Raw genomic sequence first — 20,442 nt, 5'->3', positions numbered from 1 at the left:
TTTATACAAGAAAACGAACAAGAATACGAGGGGATATGTCATATTTTCCGAATATTCATTCAATAAATACAAATGATCGTACGCTTATTGTTAGGTGAAATATATGTTAGCTTTCTACCAAGGAAACTCACATGAATACATCTGAGAATGGGTCTCATTTTACATTGTGTAACATGAACGGGCCCATACTCAAAACACACTGTATAATGTAATCCCCGCCCAAAGCGATATAGTATTATCTAACAAGCAAAACCTGTTACGTTTGTGTATATAAACCTCCCATTCAGCCTTGGTGTGCAATGAAAATAACTTCCCACAAAGGAGAATGCCCATGTCCTCCGCACCCTCAGCCACAGTCCCCGAAGCCTGCCATATTGATGTAGATCATGTGTCCGTTGTTTTTGGAACAGGTACACAACAAGTCACTGCCTTGTCGGATGTTACATTCCAGATCCAGTCCAATGAGTTTGCCTCTCTGCTGGGCCCTTCCGGGTGTGGCAAGTCGACCTTGCTCCGGCTGGTAGGTGATCTGCTTCAACCTACCTCAGGTACCGTACGCATTGCAGGTCAGGAGCCTGAGCGGGCTCGACTACAGCGACAGTTCGGCATTGTCTTTCAGACACCCGCCTTGTTCGATTGGCGCACCGTTCGTCACAATGTGGAATTACCCTTGGAACTGCTGGGTACCCGCCGGAAGGAGTGCCGCCGCATTAGCGGTGAACTGCTTGAAATGGTAGGGTTAACCCGCTTCGCAGACCATTATCCATGGCAGCTCAGTGGCGGGATGCAGCAACGTGTATCCATTGCACGTGCCCTTGCGCTTGATCCGCCATTGCTGCTCATGGATGAACCCTTTTCGGCCCTGGACGAATTCACCAAAGAAAAGCTTCAATTGGAGCTGCTTGAGATCAAGCGCTCGACAGGCAAGACCTTCCTCTTTGTCACACACAGCATCCCCGAAGCCGTATTTCTATCCGACCGGATCATCGTGCTCTCGGCACATCCGGGGCAAGTACATTCCATTCATTCCGTCAATCTGCCTTCCGAACGTCATAGTGAACTGAGAGAAACGGAAGCTTTCTACCACATGATTACAACCATTCGCAACTGCTTCTACGAGGAGCGTGATGACTCTCATGTCCCTGCGATTCTTTAAACCAGGCTATCGCTCCTGGGTCGTCATCTGGTTTATGGTCATATTGGTGCTGTGGGAAGGAATCGCCTGGATGCTCCAATTGTTCCTGTCACCTCAGCAGGCCGCGTCTCGCCTTCCTTATCTGCACGAAGTCCTTGCGGCCCTTTTTCGGTACTCGGGTACGCTCGCAGAACAGGGGGCTGTCACGTTTGGTAATGCCGCCATTGGTTTTGCAGGGGGAACGCTGCTGGGTCTGGGTTTGGCGTTGCTCATGAGCGCGGCTATCTGGCTGGAGCGCACGTTATCGCCATATGTTGTCTCCTCACAGATGGTTCCGGTTATTGGTCTCGCACCAATCGTGTACGGCATTATCCACAACGCGGAGTGGGCCCGAATTGTTATGGCCGCATATGTCACCTTCTTCCCAATCATCATCCATACGTTAAAAGGATTGAAAAGTACAGCACCAGAGCACCTGGAACTGATGCGTTCCTGTGGAGCTTCACTGACTGCACGATATATCAAATGTCTGCTGCCCTCTGCACTGCCGGGACTATTTTCTGGTATGAAAATAGCTGCTCCGCTGGCGGTGACCTCCTCCATCGTAGTGGAATTGATGGGTGCCCCCGATGGACTCGGCGTCCTGATGGTCAGTTCGTTATATTACGGCCATGCCCAAGTTGGCATGTTCTGGGCCACCATCATGCTTAGCATTGGCATTGGCCTGATCTCGTATCTGGCCATCAGTCTGGCTGAACGTTGGCTAACCCCCTGGCAGCCTGAATTCAGGGCCAAAGGAGGTCAGGCCACATGAGTGAAGGTAGTGTGTTGAGCCGGAAATGTGATGAAGGTGTGTCGATTGCTGCTGTAACTGGCGCGGCTATGCCCCTCAATGGTTCACAGACGGCAGCTGTCCCAGGATCGGAAATTCATGGACAACAGGGACAAGCCGGAAAGGCCAGATTGGGCACCAGCGTTCGCGGGCGCTCCATTGCAATGAGTATGCTTCCTTGGGGTGCTGGTGTGTTGTTTCTCACCCTTTGGCAGCTCAGGTTGTTTCATTGGATATTTTCGCTGGAAAGTTACCAACTGCCTGTGCCTTCCGCGATTGCGGCATCCATTCAGGAAGATGCCAATATGCTCTTTCGTTATGCGATGTACAGCGGAACCGAAATGCTGGGTGGCTTTCTGCTCGGTTCCCTGCTAGGCGCTATGGCGGCAGCGGGTGCATCGTTCTTTCCCACAAGCGGCAGGGCGGCGGTTACGGTTCTGTCAGCACTGAACGCTGTTCCGATCGTGGCTCTTGCCCCAATTATGAACAATTGGTTTGGTGATGGGATCTGGTCCCGTATTGCTGTTGTCACGGTGATTACAATGGCCGCCATGGCTGTCAGCCTGTTCAAAGGGCTGACTTCCATTCAGCCGCAGTACAGTGATCTGCTGAGTGGCCTTGCCGCAAGCAGGATGCAGTTTTTTTGGAAGCTAAGACTGCCTCATGCCCTGCCTTCCCTCTTTGCCGGTCTGAAGATCAACATGTCGACCAGTATTATTGGGGCCATTGTGGGTGAATTTTTCATCGCCTCCCAGGGGCTGGGGTACTTGCTCTCGGATCAGATTCGACTGGCGAACATGCCCTTGGCCTGGTCCTGCATTGTCATCGCTGCCGCGCTTGGTATTGTGTTGTATGAAGCGGTTGTCCTGGCAGAAAAACGACTCATTCCGTGGAATCGTGCACGCACAGATCACTAACATACATCAGGGTACCGACCATCCATAGATCGTAATACGTGATTGAGGTTGGTCAAAAAGTCCACGGTACTGAAAAGCAGACTTTTTGAACACGGACTGATGCTTGATAAATCGGATATAAACAGGGGGTTGTTCTGTACATGTACAAAACGTTAAAGCCGGGTTTGCTGGTATTGGTCCTGTTGGTTGTTACGATGCTGAGCGCATGTTCTACGAAGTCCGAGCCGGCGGCTGAGCCTGTTGCTGCGAGTTCAGGAGGGGCGGGAGAAGCAGATCAACCCTTAACCAAAGTGAAAATTCAGCTGAAATGGGTGCCGCAGGCGCAATTTGCTGGGATCTATGCAGCGAAGGAAAAAGGTTTTTTTGCAGAGGAAGGCATTGATGCCGAGATTATTCCGGGTGGCCCGGATATCGTGATTGAGCAGCAGGTGGTTAATGGTGCGGCCGATGTAGGGATCACCGGAGTGGACAGTTTGCTGGTCAGCCGGGATAACGGTCTGCCGCTCGTCTCGCTCGCCCAGATCTCACAGAAGAGTAGTTATCGCTTGATTGCCAAGAAGTCCCTGGGCATTACTGATCCGGCTCAGATGAAAGGCAAAAAGGTCAGTACCTGGTTCGGCAGTCAGCAGTTTCAGGTGCTCGCGTTCATGGAGAAGAATGGCCTGGACCCGAAGAAGGATATTGAACTGGTGAAGCAGGGGTTCACGATGGATCAGTTCTTCAATGATCAGGTGGATGTGGCGACGGCAACGATCTATAACGAATACCACGTGGTGCTGGAAAGTGGAATGAAAGAATCAGATCTGGATGTGTTCAACATTGAAGATGCCGGTGTTGGCATGCTTGAGGATACGCTGATTGCGAAGAAGGATTGGGTAGACAGCAACCGTGAGCTTGCGGTCAAAGTGACCCGTGCCATTCTGAAAGGCTGGAACTACGCCATTGATGAACAGGATGAGACGGTGGATATCGTGATGAGTAATGTGACGGATGGCAGCACCACCCGTGAACATCAGGTCACGATGCTGGAAGAGATTGCAAAGCTGATTCGCCCGGAAGGATTTACGGAACAGCAAGTTGGGAGTTTTGTGGATGAGTCATTTACCCGAACTGCGGATATTGCACTGAACTATGGCCTAATCAAAAAAGCCGCCAATCTGGATGAAGCGCTGGAGAAAAGCATCTATGAAGAAGCGGTGAAATAAGCGTGTGGAGGAGGATGACAAATGAGTTCTGTGGATCAGCAACCTCAGCCGCTAGGCGGTACGAAGGAAGAATGGCTGGAGAAGGATCGCAAATACGTGTGGCATCACATCTCGCCTCATAACGATCATCCAATGATTGCGGTAAGCGGGGAGGGCAGCTGGATCACCGATCAGGATGGTACGCGTTATCTGGATGCGATGTCCGGACTGTGGTGTGTGAATGTGGGGCATGGCCGTGAGGAGATTGCGAGAAGTGCCTACGAACAGATGAAAGCACTCGCTTATGTGCCGATGACGCAGAGTCACGAACCGGCAATTTTGCTGGCGGAGAAGCTGAATGACTGGCTGGAGGGGGAGTATCGAATATTCTTCTCCAACTCGGGTTCAGATGCGAATGAGGTGGCTTTCAAAATAGCCCGTCAGTATCACCATCAGAATGGTGAGCCTACTCGGCACAAATTCATCTCCCGTCACCGTGCCTATCACGGTAATTCCATGGGCGCACTGGGCGCCACCGGGCAAGCTGCCCGCAAGATCAAATACGAGCCGCTCGGCGTAGGTTTCTCTCATGTTCCGCCACCGTATTGTTACCGCTGTCCGTTTGGAAGAAACAAGGATGGATGCGGACTCGAGTGTGCAACCATCTATGAAGAGGTGATTCGTTGGGAAGGTCCTGAGACAGTTGCCGCAGTAATTATGGAGCCGGTGATCACAGGGGGCGGCATGATTGTCCCACCGCCGGATTATATGCGTACCGTACAAGAAATCTGTCAGCGCTATGGCGTGTTGCTCATTGTAGATGAGGTAATCTGCGGTTTTGGACGCTCAGGGCAGAAGTTTGGTCATCAGAACTATGGCGTGAAGCCAGATATTGTGACAATGGCAAAAGGCATGACTAGTGCGTATTCACCGCTATCGGCAACGGCCGTGAGAGCCGATCTGTATGATACGTTCCGGGAACCCGGCCCGGATGCCCACTTTCGCCATGTGAATACCTTTGGCGGGAATCCGGTATCCTGCCGAGTTGCACTGGCGAATCTGGAGATTCTGGAACGAGAGAATCTCGTCAGCCGCGCGGAGGAACTGGGATACCTGCTTCGTGAGAAGCTGGAATCTTTGCTGGAGCTGTCCATTGTGGGGGATATCCGTTCATTCGGATTCGCCTGTGGGGTGGAGTTGATTGAAGCTGATGGTTCTCCTGCGGAGGCGGACAAAGTGATGAAAGTACTCGCCAGTTGTAAAAGGGACGGCATTCTGATTGGCAAGAACGGTGATACCGTGCCGGGGTTTGCAAACATTTTGACGATCTCTCCACCATTTGTCACCACCGAGGAAGAGCTGGATCTGATCGCTGGAAGTTTGCTCGTTGCGCTCCGTAGTCTGGACGCAGGTTAGTTGCCATAGATGGATAACACACAAGGAGGCGAGCGAGGATGCAGACCACGACAGGCAAACTCATTAATCAGTTTCGGCTGAATGAGCGAATTGAGCAGTTGTCACAGATTGGCCGAATCGCGGAAACGGGTGTCTGCCGACTTGCCCTGACCCCGGAAGATATGGATGGCATCATACAAGTTCGTCTCTGGATGGAAAATGCCGGTCTGACGACACGACTTGATCCCTTCGGTAATCTGATAGGTCGTCTGGAAGGTGCGGATCAGGCGCTGCCGATCCTCATGATTGGTTCCCATATCGACTCTCAGCCTTACGGCGGTCGATATGATGGTGCGATTGGTGTGCTCGGTGCGCTCGAAGCGGTGCAATGCCTGATCGAAAATGGCATTCAGCCCTGTATGCCAATTGAGGTGATTGCCTTTTGCGATGAAGAAGGTTCCCGTTTTAACAAAGGCCTTTTCGGCTCGCGTGGTATAACTGGTCAGTTGGAAGAAGGCGAACTGGAGCGTCAGGATAAAAACGGAGTGACCCGCCGGGAGGCGCTGGAAGACTTCGGCTGTTCCCCTTCGGATTTTGAAGAAGCGATCTACCCGACAGGTTCCATAGGCAGTTATCTGGAGCTGCACATTGAGCAGGGGCCGGTGCTGGAAGCGTTGAATGCACCAGTAGGTCTGGTGACGGGCATCTCGGGTCCGTTGTGGCTTACGGTGACGATGAAAGGCATGGCGGGTCATGCCGGCTCCGTTCCGATGGGAATGCGGCATGATGCTTTGGTAGGCAGCGCCAAAGTCATTGCGGCTTTTGACGATATGGTGAGAGAAGATCCGGAAGCTCCAACCGTAGGTACGGTGGGAAGTCTGAGGGTGTTTCCAGACTCACGGAATATTATCCCGGAGGAAGTCAGCTTCACGGTTGATTTACGAGACATGGAGATGGAGCGCAGGAACAGACTTGAAGCCCGATTGATGAACATTTTGGATGACGTGAGTTCCCGATATGGTCTAACTTACTCGCTGACAGAGGATACGAATAGTGAGCCGCGGTATTGTGCAGAGCCAATCAAGTCGGTGATTCGTTCATCCGCGGAAGAGATCGGCGTTACTTTGCCAGAACTGATGAGTGGTCCATTCCATGATGCGTTGGCCCTTTCGCTTGTGTGTGATTATGGCATGATTTTTGTCCGCAGCAAAGACGGTATCAGTCATCATCCCAGAGAATATTCCTCCCCGGAGGATATTGGACTTGGCACGGAAGTGTTATATCGCACCATTCGGAGGATGTGCAGTGGAATGAACCAACCAATCATTTTACCTGAGGAGGCGTTGTGACGTTATGGGCAAAATCAGCATCGGACTAATCCAGGCTTCTCATGAGATTGAAGGTTCGGCTCCCGTTGAGGTGCACAAAGAAGCTGCGGTTCAGAAACACATTGCGCTGGTTCGTGAAGCTGCTGCAAGAGGCGCCAAGATCATCGGGTTGCAGGAAGTATTCTATGGACCGTACTTTTGCACAGAGCAGAATCCAAAATGGTATGCATCCGCTGAACCGGTACCGGAAGGACCAACGACCAGACGTTTTCAGGAGCTGGCGAAGGAGCTTGCGGTGGTGATTATTTCACCTGTGTATGAGGTGGAGGGCATTGCTTCGTATTACAATACGGCAGCTGTCATTGATGCGGATGGTTCATATCTGGGCAAATATCGCAAACATCATATCCCGCATGTGGAGGCGGGTGAGGGTACAAATGGGTTCTGGGAAAAGTATTATTTCAAACCAGGTAACCTTGGGTTTCCGGTTTTTGATACAGCCTACGCCAGAGTGGGTGTGTACATCTGTTATGATCGTCATTTTCCGGAAGGGGCACGATTGCTCGGGTTGGCGGGGGCTGAAATAGTGTTCAATCCGTCCGCTACGGTTGCGGGTACATCGGAATATCTGTGGAAACTGGAACAGCCTGCTCACGCGGTAGCCAACGGCTATTATGTTGCAGCCATTAACCGGGTTGGTGTGGAGGCGCCATGGAATATGGGTGAATTTTATGGACAGTCGTACCTGGTCGACCCGCGAGGCAGCATGGTAGCGGTAGGCAGCAGGGATCAGGATGAGGTCGTCATTGGCGAGATGGACACGGAGATGATTCGTGAGGTGCGTAATGTGTGGCAGTTCTACCGCGATCGCAGGCCGGAAACGTACGAACATCTGGTTCGTCTGTGAAGATAGCTGGGATCTAGCCCGGATCAAACTTCAGGAGGTGCATGACATTGATGAACAGCTCAGGAACAACGTTATCCGATTATGGGTGGGAGAGTCGTTTTGCCGAGATGAAACCCGCCATGACAGGCAAGGAAGCGATGGAGGAGTCGAACCGCTGTCTGTACTGTTACGATGCACCTTGTATCAAGGCTTGCCCAACTGACATTAATATCCCTTCGTTTATTAGCAAAATATCGACAGGGCACCTAAAAGGATCGGCCCGCACCATCATGGATGCGAATCCGGTTGGAGCCAGCTGCGCACGTGTATGCCCCACAGAAGAGTTATGTGAAGGCGCATGTGTACTAAACGAATCGTCGAAGCCGATTCGAATAGGTGACTTACAGCGTTACGCCACTGATTGGGCAAGAGCGAAGAATGAGCCGTTATTCCAGGCAGCACCTGCCAATGGGAGAAACGTTGCTGTTGTGGGAGCGGGCCCTGCGGGACTGTCGGCGGCACGTGAGCTGGGGCGCGCAGGTTATGAGGTGACGATCTACGAAGCAAAACCCAAGGGCGGCGGGCTGAACACGTACGGCATCGTATCTTTCCGTCTGCCCGAATCGATTGCGCTGTGGGAAGTGGAGCAGGTAGAGGCACTAGGTGTGCAGATCCGCTATGGGGTGCGCATCGGTGTGGATATTCCTGCTACGCAGTTGCTAGAGCAACATGAAGCGGTCATTCTGGCATGTGGCATGGGTTCAGTACCTATGCTGGGCATTGAAGGTGAGACACTGGAAGGTGTCTATGATGCGATTGAACTGGTGGAGTCTACCAAGCAAGGTGTTCCGCCCGCGCTGAATGGTCTGAAGGTTGCCGTTATTGGCGCGGGCAATACGGCGGTAGATGCAGCGACCTGTTCGGTACGTCTTGGTGCCGAGCGGGTGCAGATGTTATATCGGCGCGGGGAAAGCCAGATGACGGCGTATGCGTTTGAATATACGTTTGCCAAGCAGGAGGGTGTAGAGTTCCGGTGGTTTACGATGCCGCAGCGTATCATTGGAGACGAGAATGGTCGGGTTCAAGCTGTGGAATGTGTGAAAATGGAGCTAATTACCCCGCCTGGTGGTGGGCGCGCGTTGCCTGTGCCTGTGGAGGGATCGGAGTTCATGATTGAATGTGATACGGTCATCCGGGCGATTGGGCAGCATCGTTTATTACCATTAATCGAAGCGTTTGGGCTGCGTCACCACTGGGGTGTTGTCGAGATCGAGCCGCATTCGTACCGTACCTCACACCCTCAGATCTATGCGGCAGGTGATGTTATTTTTGGTCAGGGCCAGGGTGAAGCGATGGTTGTCTCGGCTGCACAGCAGGGTAAGCTGGCTGCTGTCGCAGTCATGAAGGCATTGCCTGGACAGGTGGAAGAGACGGCATGATCAGGCGCTATACAATGTACGGATAACAAACTGCACGTGTTTTAGTAGCTTCCTTGCCGTAAGCGGCAGACTGTAAGTTCAAACAACACCAAGGAGGGATCGTTATGGCTGACTTATCCATTAATCTGGCAGGTATTCGATCACCCAATCCATTCTGGCTGGCTTCTGCACCACCGACCAATACGGGGTATCAGGTCCAGCGTGCGTTCGAAGCGGGCTGGGGTGGCGCGGTGTGGAAGACGCTGGGTGAGCCAATTATCAATACATCCTCCCGTTTCGCGGCGGTCCATTTTGGCGGACAGCGTGTAGCGGGGTTTAACAATATTGAATTGATATCCGATCGTCCGCTGGAAGTGAATCTGCGGGAGATTGCCGAGACCAAGAAGCGATTCCCGGATCGTGCGGTTGTGGCGTCACTGATGGTGGAACCTACGCGGGAGAAGTGGCATGAGATTGTGAAAATGGTGGAAGCCGTCGGCGTCGACGGTCTGGAGCTGAATTTTGGCTGCCCGCATGGTATGGCTGAGCGTGGCATGGGAGCTGCCTCCGGTCAACAGCCTGACCTTGTGGAGCTGCAGACGATGTGGGTGAAGGAAGTGGCGACCACACCGGTGATCGTGAAGCTCACGCCGAATATCACGGATATTACGGCGACCGCCCGGGCAGCTGTCCGCGGCGGCGCGAATGCGATCTCCTTGATCAATACGATTAACTCCCTGGCAGGTGTGGACCTGGATTCGTGGAATACCGTGCCGCATGTCGGCGGCAAAGGAGCACATGGCGGATACTGTGGCCCAGCCGTGAAGCCAATTGCACTGAACATGGTTGCCGAGTGCGCACGTAATCCGGAGGTGGGTGTGCCGATCTCGGGTATTGGTGGCATCTCGGACTGGCGGGATACGGCAGAGTTTCTGCTCATGGGCGCTACAGGGGTTCAGGTATGTACCGCAGCGATGCATCATGGATTCCGTATTGTGGAGGACATGATTGATGGGCTGAACGATTATCTGGATGAAAAGGGTCTAAGCAGTATCGCAGAGTTGGTCGGTCAGACGGTTCCACGTTACTCGGATTGGGGCAATCTTGATCTGAACTACAAAGTGGTCGCCCGCATCAACCGCGATATCTGCATCAATTGCAATAAATGCCATATTGCTTGTGAGGACACCTCGCATCAGTGTATTGATATGTTGACCGACCCGTCCGGCTCCTATCTGGAAGTGGTGGAAGAGGACTGTGTTGGCTGTAATCTGTGTTCGATCGTTTGCCCGGTGGATGGGGCGATTGATATGGTTGAACTTGTACCTGAGCAGGAACCTGTAACCTGGAATGAACGTCAGTCTGCGATTGCGATGCTGCAATCCGTTAGAGATCAATCAACCAAGGAGGCGATATCATGAGTACCCGCAAATTGATTCGTAATGGTGTGTTGGTCACGGCGTCGGATACCTTTGAAGCAGATATTTTGATCGAAAAGGGTAAAATCACGCAGATTGGCATCGGACTGATGCCTGACGAACGAACGGAGGTTGTGGATGCAGCGGGCTGTTACGTCATTCCGGGCGGGATCGACCCGCATACGCATCTGGATATGCCCTTCGGTGGAACGGTAACGGCGGATGATTTTGCGACGGGAACGACAGCGGCAGCCTTTGGTGGTACAACAACGATCATTGATTTCTGTCTGACACAAAAAGGCCGTCCATTAATCGAATCCCTCCAGGAGTGGCATGCCAAAGCCGAGGGTAAAGCCGCCATCGACTACGGTTTCCATCTTATGATCGGCGAGATGAATGATCAGGTGCTGGAAGAGCTACCGCAGATCATTGAAGAAGAGGGTGTGTCATCCTTCAAGGTGTTCATGGCATATAAGAACCAGTTTCAGGCCGATGACGGGATTCTCTTCCAGACGTTGCAAAAGGCAAAAGAGTACGGCGCACTCGTCATGGTGCATGCCGAGAACGGGGATGTCATTGACCTGCTGGTTCGACAGGCGCTCGCCGAAGGGCGTACCGAGCCGATTCATCATGCGCTGACTCGTCCATCCATGCTGGAGGGAGAAGCGACAGGCCGGGCGGCCAGTTTGGCTGCACTTGCGGATTCACAGCTGTATGTCGTGCATGTGACCTGTGCGGAAGCGGTGGAGCAGATCGCACGTATGCGTGAAATGGGCTACCGCATCTGGGGGGAGACTTGTCCTCAGTATTTGACTTTGGATCAGTCGATTATGGATCAGCCAAACTTCGAGGGTGCAAAGTATGTCTGGTCACCACCTCTGCGAGAAGCAGCGCATCAGGAAGTACTGTGGAATGCATTGAAAAGCGGTCAGTTGCAGACGATCGGCTCTGATCATTGTTCGTTTAATTTCAAAGGGCAGAAGGACTTGGGCAAGGATGATTTTAGCAAAATTCCGAACGGGGGGCCTGTCATCGAAGATCGCCTCAGCATTCTGTATTCAGAAGGTGTAGTCAAGGGGCGGATTACGCTCAATCAGTGGGTCGATCTATGTTCGACAAGAGCGAGCAAGTTATTTGGACTATTTCCGCAGAAAGGGACTCTGGCTGTAGGGACAGATGCGGATATCGTTATTTTTGACCCCTCTGTAAACAGGGTGATCTCGGCAGATACGCATCATATGAACGTGGATTACAGTGCATTTGAAGGCATGCAGGTACAGGGTTGTCCGGTGACGGTGCTGTGCCGCGGGGAGTATGTCATTCGAGATCGGCAGTATACTGGAACAGCAGGGGCAGGCCAATATGTGAAGCGCAACAAGTATGATGCAGGCGCGCCCATATTGGTGAAACAGCCTGTGACGGCAGTGAATGGAGGGAGAAGCTGATGTCAGATCATGATGTGTTTGAGGCGGAGAAAATCGCCATAGAACGAATGGTTGCACAAGGTTATCGAATCTACGCGGTACGGGAACATCTGGAGGGTGCACACGTCATATGGGGGCACCCGGATCTTCCCGAAGAGAAACAAGAGCAATACGTGGGTACGGCGTCTGGACGAAAGTGGTTCAGTCACATCCTGATTCGCCAGCTTCAGGAGCAGCGGGGAGCTTAGACGATGCTGGAGTTCTTTATGCGATTGGCCCATGAACGTACTCATAGGCGTAGATGGCAAGTTCAATCGCGACCCTTTTCTCGGGGAGGATATAGTCTTCTCCCAGAAGGGCTTCGATTTTGTCCAAACGGTGATACAGCGTCTGCCTGACGATATATAGAGCGGTGGCCGTCTCTTGCTTAGAGCAGCACAGGACCAAATATTGTTTGAGCGTGCGCAGCAACTGACCTCCTTTCTCTACATCGTAACGGATGAGCGGCCCCAGATATTCTTCAATGAAATCATCCAGATTGCCACTCTGCTTCATGCTGGCAATGATGCGATAACAATGAAGGTTGCTGTAAAAAGGCTGCTGCATCACGCCGATGTCCTTCTGAATCCGAAGTGTCTCCTTCGCGGAATCCAGGCTATCCTTGAGACGGGCGAGGTCCGCGCAGCTATGACCGATACCGAACAGGCCTGAGAAGAGGCGGTGGGTCTGTTCCTGCTCGTGCTGCTGCAGCTGTTCGATGCAGCGCCATAGACTGCTTTTGCGCTGAGATCCGGGTAGTGGGTCGAGAATGATAAGAATGATCTGGTGGTTCAGAACGGTGCTGTAGAGGGTGAAATTCTCCCGAGCGAACACGGAACGGGCAACAATGTTGCGTTGGATCAATAACTTCTGAAGTCTGAGGCTATCTGTGTACGCGGGGTTGCTGTCGAATAAGATTATGGTGGCTTTGCTCGTTGCGAGAAGGGGATTAACGGTGGATACATATTCATGGATTTCCTTCGTGGAGTGATGTCCGTTAAGCCAGTCAATGACCCACATATCTTCTTTGTAGCGGCGTTTCTCTTCCATGTATTTGGTTCGCATCCAGTCCTGGGCAATCGCGGCCGCGCAACGTTCCAGTGCCTGAATGATGAATTCATCTGAGGGTTTGATCGATATGCTTGAATCGTGATCCGGCAGCTTTTGATACAACAGCACAAGATCGGCAAAGGTGTAGTCCAACGCCTGAACAGGTATGCTGATCACATCCAATGCGCTCTCCGTGTATGCTTTTAACGCTGTGATATGCTCCCCCTCCAAATGTTCCCGCTGCAAAAACCAATCCTGCCGACGAGTCTCCAACTGCTCTGGAGGGCAATAGGGAACTGCACTTGCTTCTCCTTCAAGTGGATATAACGCCACAGCACATCCGGTTGTTCGTGACAATAATCGAAGCAGAGGTTGTACGCCATCTCCATTCAGAAGAAGTTGGTTAAATGAGGTGGTGAGACTATCGAGTTCGGCGATCATCCGCTGATGACTGCGAATCAGGGTAAAATGCAGGTCTTGCGTAATATCGATATAACGGACTTGTTCGTGGAACCAGATTAACGGGAAATCTGCGGCAACTGCAATTTCCTTCATGGCACCGAGCTGTGACTTGGTATGATCCCCCAGTTCCATGCAGAGTCCTGCAGCCCCACGTGCAATTAACTGACGCAAAAAAGACAGGCCTTGCTGCTCACCTTCCTGCCAGCCAATGCCTGTCGTCAGCACCAATTCCCCGCCATTGAGCAAGTCCCCTACCTCAGGGACTTCCATGATATGAACCCAGCGAACATACCGCTCCAGTGCACGATCACTGGCCAGAACTTCCGCCTTGCGAAACACGGGACGTTTTAACATGTCTCTGACTTGAATATGAAGCGTTGTCTCCCCCACACAACCACCGTCCTTCCCCAATTACATGTGATCTATCTGGAGTCTGGAATCCGTCAACTTACATAATTAATCCATATTATAATTCCATTTACAGCCGATGGGCTGAAATCTGACGTTCATTTGTTTCAAATGACAAATAGATCTGTACTTTTTGTGATTTTGACTAAAATGAAGTATCTATATGTCAGTCTATGTCTCTGTGAATTTACATAAAAAAAGCCCCTTAACATCACATCGGAATTCAATCATTCCAATATACGCTAAGGGGCGAGAAGCTAATATTATAGTCTGTATTTAAGTTGTACTCGAACCGTTACATGAGCACGATCAACGACTTCTTAATCTTCGATTCTTTTCTTTTTAAATTTCATCAGGAACTCATACACAATCGGTACGATAACCAGCGTGAGCAGCGTGGAGCTGATCAGACCGCCGATTACGGTAATTCCGAGTCCTTTGGAGATGATACCTGCACTCTCTTCGAGACCCGTTACCAGTGGCAACAGGGCACCGATGGTCGCGAGAGCGGTCATCAGAATTGGACGCAGACGAGTTGCACCGGCTTCCAGCAAGGCTTCGCGGGTAGGCATACCCTCTTTTTCCTTGTGAATAACACGGTCGATCAACACGATGGCGTTGGTGACCACGATCCCGATGAGCATCAGTCCACCCATCATGGCGGAGACGTCAAGCGTACCACCAGCGATGAACAGACCTACCATAATACCGATAACCGTAAATGGCAGGGAGAACAGAATTGCGAATGGTGCCAATCCGCCGCCGAATGTAACAACGAGCACGAAGTATACAATGGCGATGGCTGCCAGCATGGCGAGACCCAGTTGAGTGAATGTATCATTAATCTGTTCGGTTGTACCGCCGAACTTCACTTCAACGCCATCAGGCAGATCCAGTTTGTCGATCTCAGCCTGTAAGTTACTCGAAGCTTTCGTTACATCCGAAGCCAGGATGTTGGCTGTAACTTGTACAACAACCTTACCATCAATTTGCATGATGGAGTTCGGGGACGTACCTTCTTCCACTTTGGCAACATCTTTGATCGGTACTTCGATGCCAAGCGGTGAAGTGACGGTCTCATCCTCAATCTCTTTAATACTGTTGAATGTTTTGTCGTCTGTCTCTACATATACTTTATACGTTTTGTTATCAATATCGACTTCCGTGAGCACAGGACGTTCCCGTGCCGGGCTCAGTGCCATGGCCAGTTGGCCTGCAGTCAGGCCCAGGGAACTTAGTTTCTCCTGATCTGCCACGAGCGTATACTGCCCGTAGGTGTCAGCGAGTGTGGTGTCTGCTTTTTCAAAATTATCCTTATCCGCTTCAACCAGTTTCAGAATTTCGTCCGATACAGGTTTGAGTTGCTCTACATTATCGCCATAGATGGATAGGCTCAGGCCACTGCCACCCAGACCGCCGGACATGTCGAGCTCATTCCAGGTTCCTACGGTAACTTCTTTCTTCAGACCTTCGACAAGCTGTTCTTTCACTTGAGTAAAGTCTTTTGTATCTTCGTTATATTCGATATAGAATAGCGCCGAGTTTCCGCCACCGCCACCCATACTGCTCAGTGGGTTCGTGCCGCCGATGGAATATTGCATTTTCTCCAGACCTGGTTGTTCCAACAACCACTTCTCGGCAACGAGTGCTTCTTTTTCGACATCTTCACGCAAAGCTCCGGTTTGCGGGCTGTACGTAATAGTCACGTATTTATCCTGTTGTTCTGGCAAGAAGCTTGCACCGATGAACGGGTACAGGAACAAACTGCCGACCAGCAGAATTACTGCAATACTGACCGTGATGAGTTTGTGTGACAGAGTCCAGTTCAGCAGACGTTTGTAACCTTCCGCCATCTTGCCTGGTTTTTCTTCGTGATTCTGTTTGTTCTTCAACCCTCCACGGAAAAGGGTGTGTGCAAGCATCGGCACGATAGTAATGGCAACGATCAGGGATGCCAGCAAGGCGAATACCATGGTCAGTGCAAATGGCAGGAACAGCTCGCCCACCATACCGCTTACCAAGGCCAATGGCAGGAATACCGCAATCGTTACGATGGTGGAAGAAAGGATAGGCACAAACATCTCGCCCGTTGCTTCACGAACCAGTTCACGGCCTTTCAGTTTCTCGCCTTTGAGTGTTAATCTGCGGTAGATGTTCTCGATAACAACGATGGAGTCATCGACAACCCGTCCGATGGCAACCGTCATGGCACCCAGCGTCATCATGTTCAAGGTAATATCCATCATATTGAGCGCAGTCAATGCCATCAGCAAGGAGAGCGGGATCGAGATAATGGAAATAATGGTTGAACGAATATTACGCAGGAACAGCAGGATGATCAGGATGGCAAACAAGGCGCCAAAAACGGCTTTGCCCAGCATCGTGTTCACCGAGTCCTGAATCGGCTTACCTTGGTCAAGCAGGACAGTCAAATCAGCATTTTTGAACTGCGATTGCAACTCTTCCGCTTTATCTTTGACTGCGTTAACGACATCAACCGTGTTGGCATCGTTGGATTTTACAACGGAAATACCGATCGATTCCTTGCCGTCTGTCCGGGAAATGGATTCCGCTTGACCGATGACTTCGATCTTGGCAATTTCACTTAGTTTTACAGTTGGAATGCCAGGCGCGTTGGCAGCGCCTGAAGGACTACCTACACTGGCATTACCGCCAGCAGCTTGGTCCGTTCCTTGTGAAGCACCTGGAGCGGTACCTTGACCAGCTTCACCAGTTGGTGCTCCAGAGCCTTGTGGGGCTGCGCTTGAACCGTTGCCTGCGGAAGCACCGGCACCGCCGGGTACAACTGGAATGGCAAGGTTTTTCAGATCATCGATGTCGATGATGTTCCCATCTACAACAACGGCTTTCTGGGATTTATCCAGTTCAAACAGTCCAAGGGGCACACGAATGGATGAACCTTGAACGATGCCGTTTACCGTATCTTCGGTCAGGCCCAGCTCGGCCATTTTGGCTTGGTCAAACTTCAATTGAACTTCTTTTACATATTGACCGGACACCTGTACCTGAGCTACACCGTCAATATCTTCGAGTGCAGGCTGAATATCTGATTCAACCAGTCGTGTCAATTGTTCCAGGTCACCACCGTCCTTGTCGGACAGGCTCAGAGATACAACCGGGAAAGAGTTAATGCTGAACTTGGAAATGGTCGGCTTCTGCACGCTGTCAGGCAGTTGTACTTCATTCAGTGCCTCACGAACGGTTGCAGTCGCGTTGGTTAGATCTGTTCCATAATCAAATTCGAGTGTGATCGATGCAGCGTTCTCCATGGAAGTGGAGGTCACTGTCTTCACGCCATCTACATTGCGTAGTTTTACTTCCAGCGGCTTCGTGACATCTTCAACAATTCCCTCCGGTGCAGCCCCCGGATCAATGGCAGTGACATTCAGAAACGGTACGTTGATGTTCGGGATTGTCTCTTGTTTCATCGTCAATCCGCTGTACAAACCTGCGAAAGAGATGATAATCGTCAGAATCCAAATCGCAAACTTGTTGTTCAGTGAAAAATTAATAATACCTTTCATACGATGGTTTCTTCTCCTCTCTGTTTCTCCTGTTTATGTGTGTGACGAGTCAGCCTGGATGAACCGGCTATACATGGCATCCAGAATATGCTGAAGCTCGGAGTGCAAGGGTTGAATGGCAGTTACGTTCTCCAGGTTGTGCATCATGCCCAGAATAATGGCACGTCGCGGCGTGAATTCCATCATCTCCTGCCTGAGAATGGCAATGGTCTCAAGTGCATCATTCTTTGGTTGTCCAACAGGCAATTCGGAGGCAGCGATATCCTGCATTTGCTTGATAATATGAATAGGATGCCGCATCACCGTGGAATCCGGATGGGGTTCGGTAATCCAGGCAGGCCAGTCCTCCAAAGGAATCAAAGGCAAAGGTCGCTGCTTAAGGAATCCGTGCGCTGCATAGTCCATCATTTGCAGTAAATTTGTTGCCATTTTGGTAACGGTAAGGGACGGCATCTCCGTGAACCAGATTTTGACGTAGGAGAGGAACAGCCCTTGTGTCAGCAAAATAAGGTCAATCGTATATGGTTCGATCTCCGATCCGTACTGCTCCTCCAGCTTATCCTTAAACCAATGTAAGGTACGGACTTCCAGATCTCTTTGCAGCGGATGGCATTGTTCCTTGCGTTGTTGCTCATCATCCATCATCATGCTGCGCATCTGTACCCGCAAAAATTCCTTGAGTTCGGCAACATGGATCAACAGTGTCTCGATCTGTTTGTGCAGACGCTCACGCGAGGTAAGGCTGGTTTCATGCTCAATCTGTGTCATCTCGTCCATGAGCGTGTACATGCAGTACTCCAGAGTACTGGCTTCTAATTCCTCTTTGGACTTGAACATGATGTAGAGGCTGCCTTTGGACATCCCGCATAATTCTGCAATCTCTTGCATGGATGTTGCAGCACTGCCTTTGGATGAGAATAACTTGAGTGCTGTAGTAATGATGAGCTTTTTCTTCTCATTCATCTCATGTATAGGGTTCATTAACGACACATTCACCTCATCAGGGAACTTGTGAGTTCTTGAATTGACTTTAAGGTCAAATCAAGTATAAACGATCTGGTTGAAGGAATTCAAATGGGAGTAAATTGGAAAATGTATATGGAAAAAAAAGGCTGATCAAAGAGGAGGAGAGACGGCAAGTAACAAGGTGCAGCTTGTAAGTACGATAAGGATAAGGTATCAAGAACGTTTGAGTTAGTTTCCTCCAGTGAAGGCGTACAAGGCGAGTATAATAATGGCGACTAGAGCGATGAGATAGAAGATGGCCATGCCGATCAGAAGGGTGTACCCTGTATAAGAACCCATGCGTGCCAATAATTTTTTCATGATTACGACATCCTTTCTTACGTGGAAAAGTATAGAGAGGTTTCCTATTTATATCATATCTCAAAAAGACGACTTCCTGATTGAAGTCGTCTGATTTATATTACAAAATATATTAAATATCATAATGGAAGCTAAGAATTACACGATAACGGAGATTGCAGAACCAACTTGAAGAAGCGAAGTGTTCGCCTTAAAGCTTTCTGTAAGAAAGCTTCTTCGGAAGCATATGCTATCACCCCATTTATCCCTCTTCAAAGGGAATTAAAGAAATCTGGGGATAACAGCGATCGGAAAGCGGTACTGCAATCGGAGATATAAAGTTAATTCAGTTGTTCCATTATGTGATCAGTTTCAGACCAACGGCTGCCACCAAAATCATCGCGATGAACAGGATACGCTTCGCTTCTTTCCGTTCACCAAACAGGAACATGCCTGTTAACGTACTGCCGACCGTCCCGATCCCCGTCCACACGGCATACGCTGTGCCCATCGGAATGGACGTCATGGCGTAGGACAACAGCGAGAAGCTGAAAACAAACGAAACCAGCATAAGTACGATGTATGGCCATCCTTTCTTAGTGGAAGCACCATTAATACCGATTACGCCGAAAATTTCACATATCCCTGCACCTACAATTGCCATCCAAGCCATTACGCTGCACCTCCTTGGGCTTCTTGCTGATCCGTAACCAGTTTTAGCCCGATTACGCCGCAGAGCAGCAGCCCGATGAGCAATACTTTGGCCAAGCGGAACGGCTCACCGAACAGTACCATTTCCGTAAGGACGGTACCCGCCGTACCAATTCCCGTAAAGACGGCATACACCGTACCCACAGGCAGTCTTTTGGAAGCGGCAATGATCAGTCCAAAGCTGATCACGATGGCAATCCCCGTCAAAGACCACTCCCAGGCATTCGAGGCATGTTTCAGCCCGCTCACCCAGACAATCTCAATAATTCCACCGATAAATACATATAACCAGTTGCGGTTCATGTTGTCGAATCTCCTTTCGGCACAACGCTTTGTGCCTCTTCGTTCAAATGATGAATGCCATGCCAGAAGACAGGCCAGGATGCTTCCAACCGTCTCTTGTAGCGACGGGAACTTCCATAGATAATCTCCACGGTAATCCCGTCGAGGAACGTCATGAATGCAATGGCGGCTTGTTCCGCGGGAATGGCCGGAATATCTTCAGTACGCATTGCCCTTTGCAGCAGACGAGTCAGTGCACGTTCCATGCCATCAATAAATGGATACACTTGATCCATCACTTCGCCATACAGAGAAAGGGGTGGGTAGAAACAATTACGCAGCATCAATCGAGCCGAAGCATGGGCATTGTATTCTTGTTCGAACCAGATCAACAAGCCTTTCAGCCGCTGCTCCAATGGCAGATCCGCATGATCGCGGAAATATTCCAGTGTGTGCCGTTTCACCTCGTGAAAAGCAAAGGCCAGTGTGTGTAAAAACAAGTCATCCTTGCAGCTAAAATGCGCATATATGGACGGTTTTTTAATCCCGACTTCATCAGCAATAGCTCTCAGAGAAGCTCCCTCATAGCCATCTCTGGCAAAATGGAACAGGGCTGCATCCCGAATGGATTGTGCAGTCATTCAATCACCTTCCTAACGGTCGTTAGGTAATTATATTTTCACACTTCACATCGCCTGTCAAG

General features: G+C 50.7%; 18 protein-coding genes. 11 read left to right on the top strand and 7 right to left on the bottom strand.

Going from position 1 to position 20,442, the window contains the following annotated elements:
- Positions 1-331 precede the first annotated feature (331 nt).
- From MKY92_RS27925 to MKY92_RS27875, 11 genes are all read left to right on the top strand, one after another.
- Positions 332-1,156 (top strand): ABC transporter ATP-binding protein, encoded by an 825-nt coding sequence (locus tag MKY92_RS27925; protein WP_339298355.1) that lies wholly within the window; start codon positions 332-334, stop codon positions 1,154-1,156.
- A complete protein-coding gene (locus tag MKY92_RS27920; protein WP_339298354.1) occupies positions 1,137-1,949 on the top strand; it encodes an ABC transporter permease subunit in 813 nt (270 codons plus the stop codon). Before MKY92_RS27925 ends, MKY92_RS27920 begins: the two co-directional genes overlap by 20 nt.
- Positions 1,946-2,884, top strand: a complete 939-nt coding sequence (locus MKY92_RS27915; protein ID WP_339298353.1) for an ABC transporter permease — start codon at positions 1,946-1,948, stop codon at positions 2,882-2,884. Before MKY92_RS27920 ends, MKY92_RS27915 begins: the two co-directional genes overlap by 4 nt.
- A gap of 140 nt (positions 2,885-3,024) precedes the next feature.
- Positions 3,025-4,089 carry an ABC transporter substrate-binding protein gene (locus MKY92_RS27910; protein WP_339298352.1) on the top strand — a complete coding sequence of 355 codons (1,065 nt, stop codon included), beginning with the start codon at positions 3,025-3,027 and terminating at the stop codon, positions 4,087-4,089.
- Between the two features lie 21 nt (positions 4,090-4,110).
- Positions 4,111-5,484: an aspartate aminotransferase family protein gene (locus tag MKY92_RS27905; RefSeq protein ID WP_339298351.1), complete on the top strand. Its 1,374-nt coding sequence runs from the start codon at positions 4,111-4,113 to the stop codon at positions 5,482-5,484.
- A 38-nt stretch (positions 5,485-5,522) separates the two neighbouring features.
- Positions 5,523-6,812, top strand: a complete 1,290-nt coding sequence (locus tag MKY92_RS27900; RefSeq protein WP_339298350.1) for a M20 family metallo-hydrolase — start codon at positions 5,523-5,525, stop codon at positions 6,810-6,812.
- A gap of 4 nt (positions 6,813-6,816) precedes the next feature.
- A complete protein-coding gene (locus tag MKY92_RS27895) occupies positions 6,817-7,698 on the top strand; it encodes a nitrilase-related carbon-nitrogen hydrolase (protein WP_339298349.1) in 882 nt (293 codons plus the stop codon).
- Between the two features lie 50 nt (positions 7,699-7,748).
- Positions 7,749-9,116 carry an NAD(P)-dependent oxidoreductase gene (locus MKY92_RS27890; RefSeq protein WP_339301929.1) on the top strand — a complete coding sequence of 456 codons (1,368 nt, stop codon included), beginning with the start codon at positions 7,749-7,751 and terminating at the stop codon, positions 9,114-9,116.
- 104 nt (positions 9,117-9,220) lie between these two features.
- Positions 9,221-10,516, top strand: a complete 1,296-nt coding sequence (gene preA / locus MKY92_RS27885; protein ID WP_339298348.1) for an NAD-dependent dihydropyrimidine dehydrogenase subunit PreA — start codon at positions 9,221-9,223, stop codon at positions 10,514-10,516.
- Complete coding sequence (gene hydA / locus MKY92_RS27880; protein WP_339298347.1) at positions 10,513-11,958, top strand: dihydropyrimidinase; 1,446 nt, start codon at positions 10,513-10,515, stop codon at positions 11,956-11,958. Before preA ends, hydA begins: the two co-directional genes overlap by 4 nt.
- Entirely contained in the window at positions 11,958-12,185 is a 228-nt protein-coding gene (locus tag MKY92_RS27875; protein ID WP_339298346.1) for a hypothetical protein, read from the top strand. Before hydA ends, MKY92_RS27875 begins: the two co-directional genes overlap by 1 nt.
- Before the next feature lie 16 nt (positions 12,186-12,201).
- Here the strand turns inward: MKY92_RS27875 and MKY92_RS27870 are convergent, their stop codons facing one another.
- The 7 genes from MKY92_RS27870 to MKY92_RS27840 form a co-directional block, all read right to left on the bottom strand.
- Positions 12,202-13,878: a PucR family transcriptional regulator gene (locus MKY92_RS27870; RefSeq protein ID WP_339298345.1), complete on the bottom strand. Its 1,677-nt coding sequence runs from the start codon at positions 13,876-13,878 to the stop codon at positions 12,202-12,204.
- Positions 13,879-14,216: 338 nt separating this feature from the next.
- A complete protein-coding gene (locus tag MKY92_RS27865; RefSeq protein WP_339298344.1) occupies positions 14,217-17,441 on the bottom strand; it encodes an efflux RND transporter permease subunit in 3,225 nt (1,074 codons plus the stop codon).
- A gap of 33 nt (positions 17,442-17,474) precedes the next feature.
- Positions 17,475-18,422, bottom strand: coding sequence for a TetR/AcrR family transcriptional regulator (locus MKY92_RS27860; RefSeq protein ID WP_339298343.1), 948 nt, complete (start codon positions 18,420-18,422; stop codon positions 17,475-17,477).
- A gap of 213 nt (positions 18,423-18,635) precedes the next feature.
- Positions 18,636-18,767 carry a hypothetical protein gene (locus tag MKY92_RS27855; protein ID WP_280523080.1) on the bottom strand — a complete coding sequence of 44 codons (132 nt, stop codon included), beginning with the start codon at positions 18,765-18,767 and terminating at the stop codon, positions 18,636-18,638.
- Between the two features lie 337 nt (positions 18,768-19,104).
- Positions 19,105-19,419 carry a multidrug efflux SMR transporter gene (locus tag MKY92_RS27850; protein ID WP_017691901.1) on the bottom strand — a complete coding sequence of 105 codons (315 nt, stop codon included), beginning with the start codon at positions 19,417-19,419 and terminating at the stop codon, positions 19,105-19,107.
- The gene (locus MKY92_RS27845) at positions 19,419-19,760 is read right to left on the bottom strand and encodes a multidrug efflux SMR transporter (RefSeq protein ID WP_339298342.1); all 342 of its coding nucleotides are present in this window, start codon (positions 19,758-19,760) and stop codon (positions 19,419-19,421) included. Before MKY92_RS27845 ends, MKY92_RS27850 begins: the two co-directional genes overlap by 1 nt.
- Complete coding sequence (locus tag MKY92_RS27840; protein WP_339298341.1) at positions 19,757-20,380, bottom strand: TetR/AcrR family transcriptional regulator; 624 nt, start codon at positions 20,378-20,380, stop codon at positions 19,757-19,759. The genes MKY92_RS27845 and MKY92_RS27840 overlap by 4 nt, the downstream gene beginning before the upstream one ends.
- Positions 20,381-20,442: the final 62 nt, after the last annotated feature.

It is taken from the genome of Paenibacillus sp. FSL R5-0623 (assembly GCF_037974265.1).
Taxonomy (GTDB): domain Bacteria; phylum Bacillota; class Bacilli; order Paenibacillales; family Paenibacillaceae; genus Paenibacillus.
The sequence above is the reverse complement of the archived record's forward strand: the minus strand, read 5'-3'. Positions and strand labels throughout refer to the sequence as shown.

Excerpts from the sequence above, each read along its gene's own strand:
- MKY92_RS27925 (WP_339298355.1), top strand. The coding sequence starts at position 332 with ATGTCCTCCGCACCCTCAGCCACAGTCCCCGAAGCCTGCCATATTGAT.
- MKY92_RS27920 (WP_339298354.1), top strand. The coding sequence starts at position 1,137 with ATGTCCCTGCGATTCTTTAAACCAGGCTATCGCTCCTGGGTCGTCATC.
- MKY92_RS27915 (WP_339298353.1), top strand. The coding sequence starts at position 1,946 with ATGAGTGAAGGTAGTGTGTTGAGCCGGAAATGTGATGAAGGTGTGTCG.
- MKY92_RS27910 (WP_339298352.1), top strand. The coding sequence starts at position 3,025 with ATGTACAAAACGTTAAAGCCGGGTTTGCTGGTATTGGTCCTGTTGGTT.
- MKY92_RS27905 (WP_339298351.1), top strand. The coding sequence starts at position 4,111 with ATGAGTTCTGTGGATCAGCAACCTCAGCCGCTAGGCGGTACGAAGGAA.
- MKY92_RS27900 (WP_339298350.1), top strand. The coding sequence starts at position 5,523 with ATGCAGACCACGACAGGCAAACTCATTAATCAGTTTCGGCTGAATGAG.
- MKY92_RS27895 (WP_339298349.1), top strand. The coding sequence starts at position 6,817 with ATGGGCAAAATCAGCATCGGACTAATCCAGGCTTCTCATGAGATTGAA.
- MKY92_RS27890 (WP_339301929.1), top strand. The coding sequence starts at position 7,749 with ATGAACAGCTCAGGAACAACGTTATCCGATTATGGGTGGGAGAGTCGT.
- preA (WP_339298348.1), top strand. The coding sequence starts at position 9,221 with ATGGCTGACTTATCCATTAATCTGGCAGGTATTCGATCACCCAATCCA.
- hydA (WP_339298347.1), top strand. The coding sequence starts at position 10,513 with ATGAGTACCCGCAAATTGATTCGTAATGGTGTGTTGGTCACGGCGTCG.
- MKY92_RS27875 (WP_339298346.1), top strand. The coding sequence starts at position 11,958 with ATGTCAGATCATGATGTGTTTGAGGCGGAGAAAATCGCCATAGAACGA.
- MKY92_RS27865 (WP_339298344.1), bottom strand. The coding sequence starts at position 17,441 with ATGAAAGGTATTATTAATTTTTCACTGAACAACAAGTTTGCGATTTGG.
- MKY92_RS27860 (WP_339298343.1), bottom strand. The coding sequence starts at position 18,422 with ATGAACCCTATACATGAGATGAATGAGAAGAAAAAGCTCATCATTACT.
- MKY92_RS27855 (WP_280523080.1), bottom strand. The coding sequence starts at position 18,767 with ATGAAAAAATTATTGGCACGCATGGGTTCTTATACAGGGTACACCCTT.
- MKY92_RS27850 (WP_017691901.1), bottom strand. The coding sequence starts at position 19,419 with ATGGCTTGGATGGCAATTGTAGGTGCAGGGATATGTGAAATTTTCGGC.
- MKY92_RS27845 (WP_339298342.1), bottom strand. The coding sequence starts at position 19,760 with ATGAACCGCAACTGGTTATATGTATTTATCGGTGGAATTATTGAGATT.
- MKY92_RS27840 (WP_339298341.1), bottom strand. The coding sequence starts at position 20,380 with ATGACTGCACAATCCATTCGGGATGCAGCCCTGTTCCATTTTGCCAGA.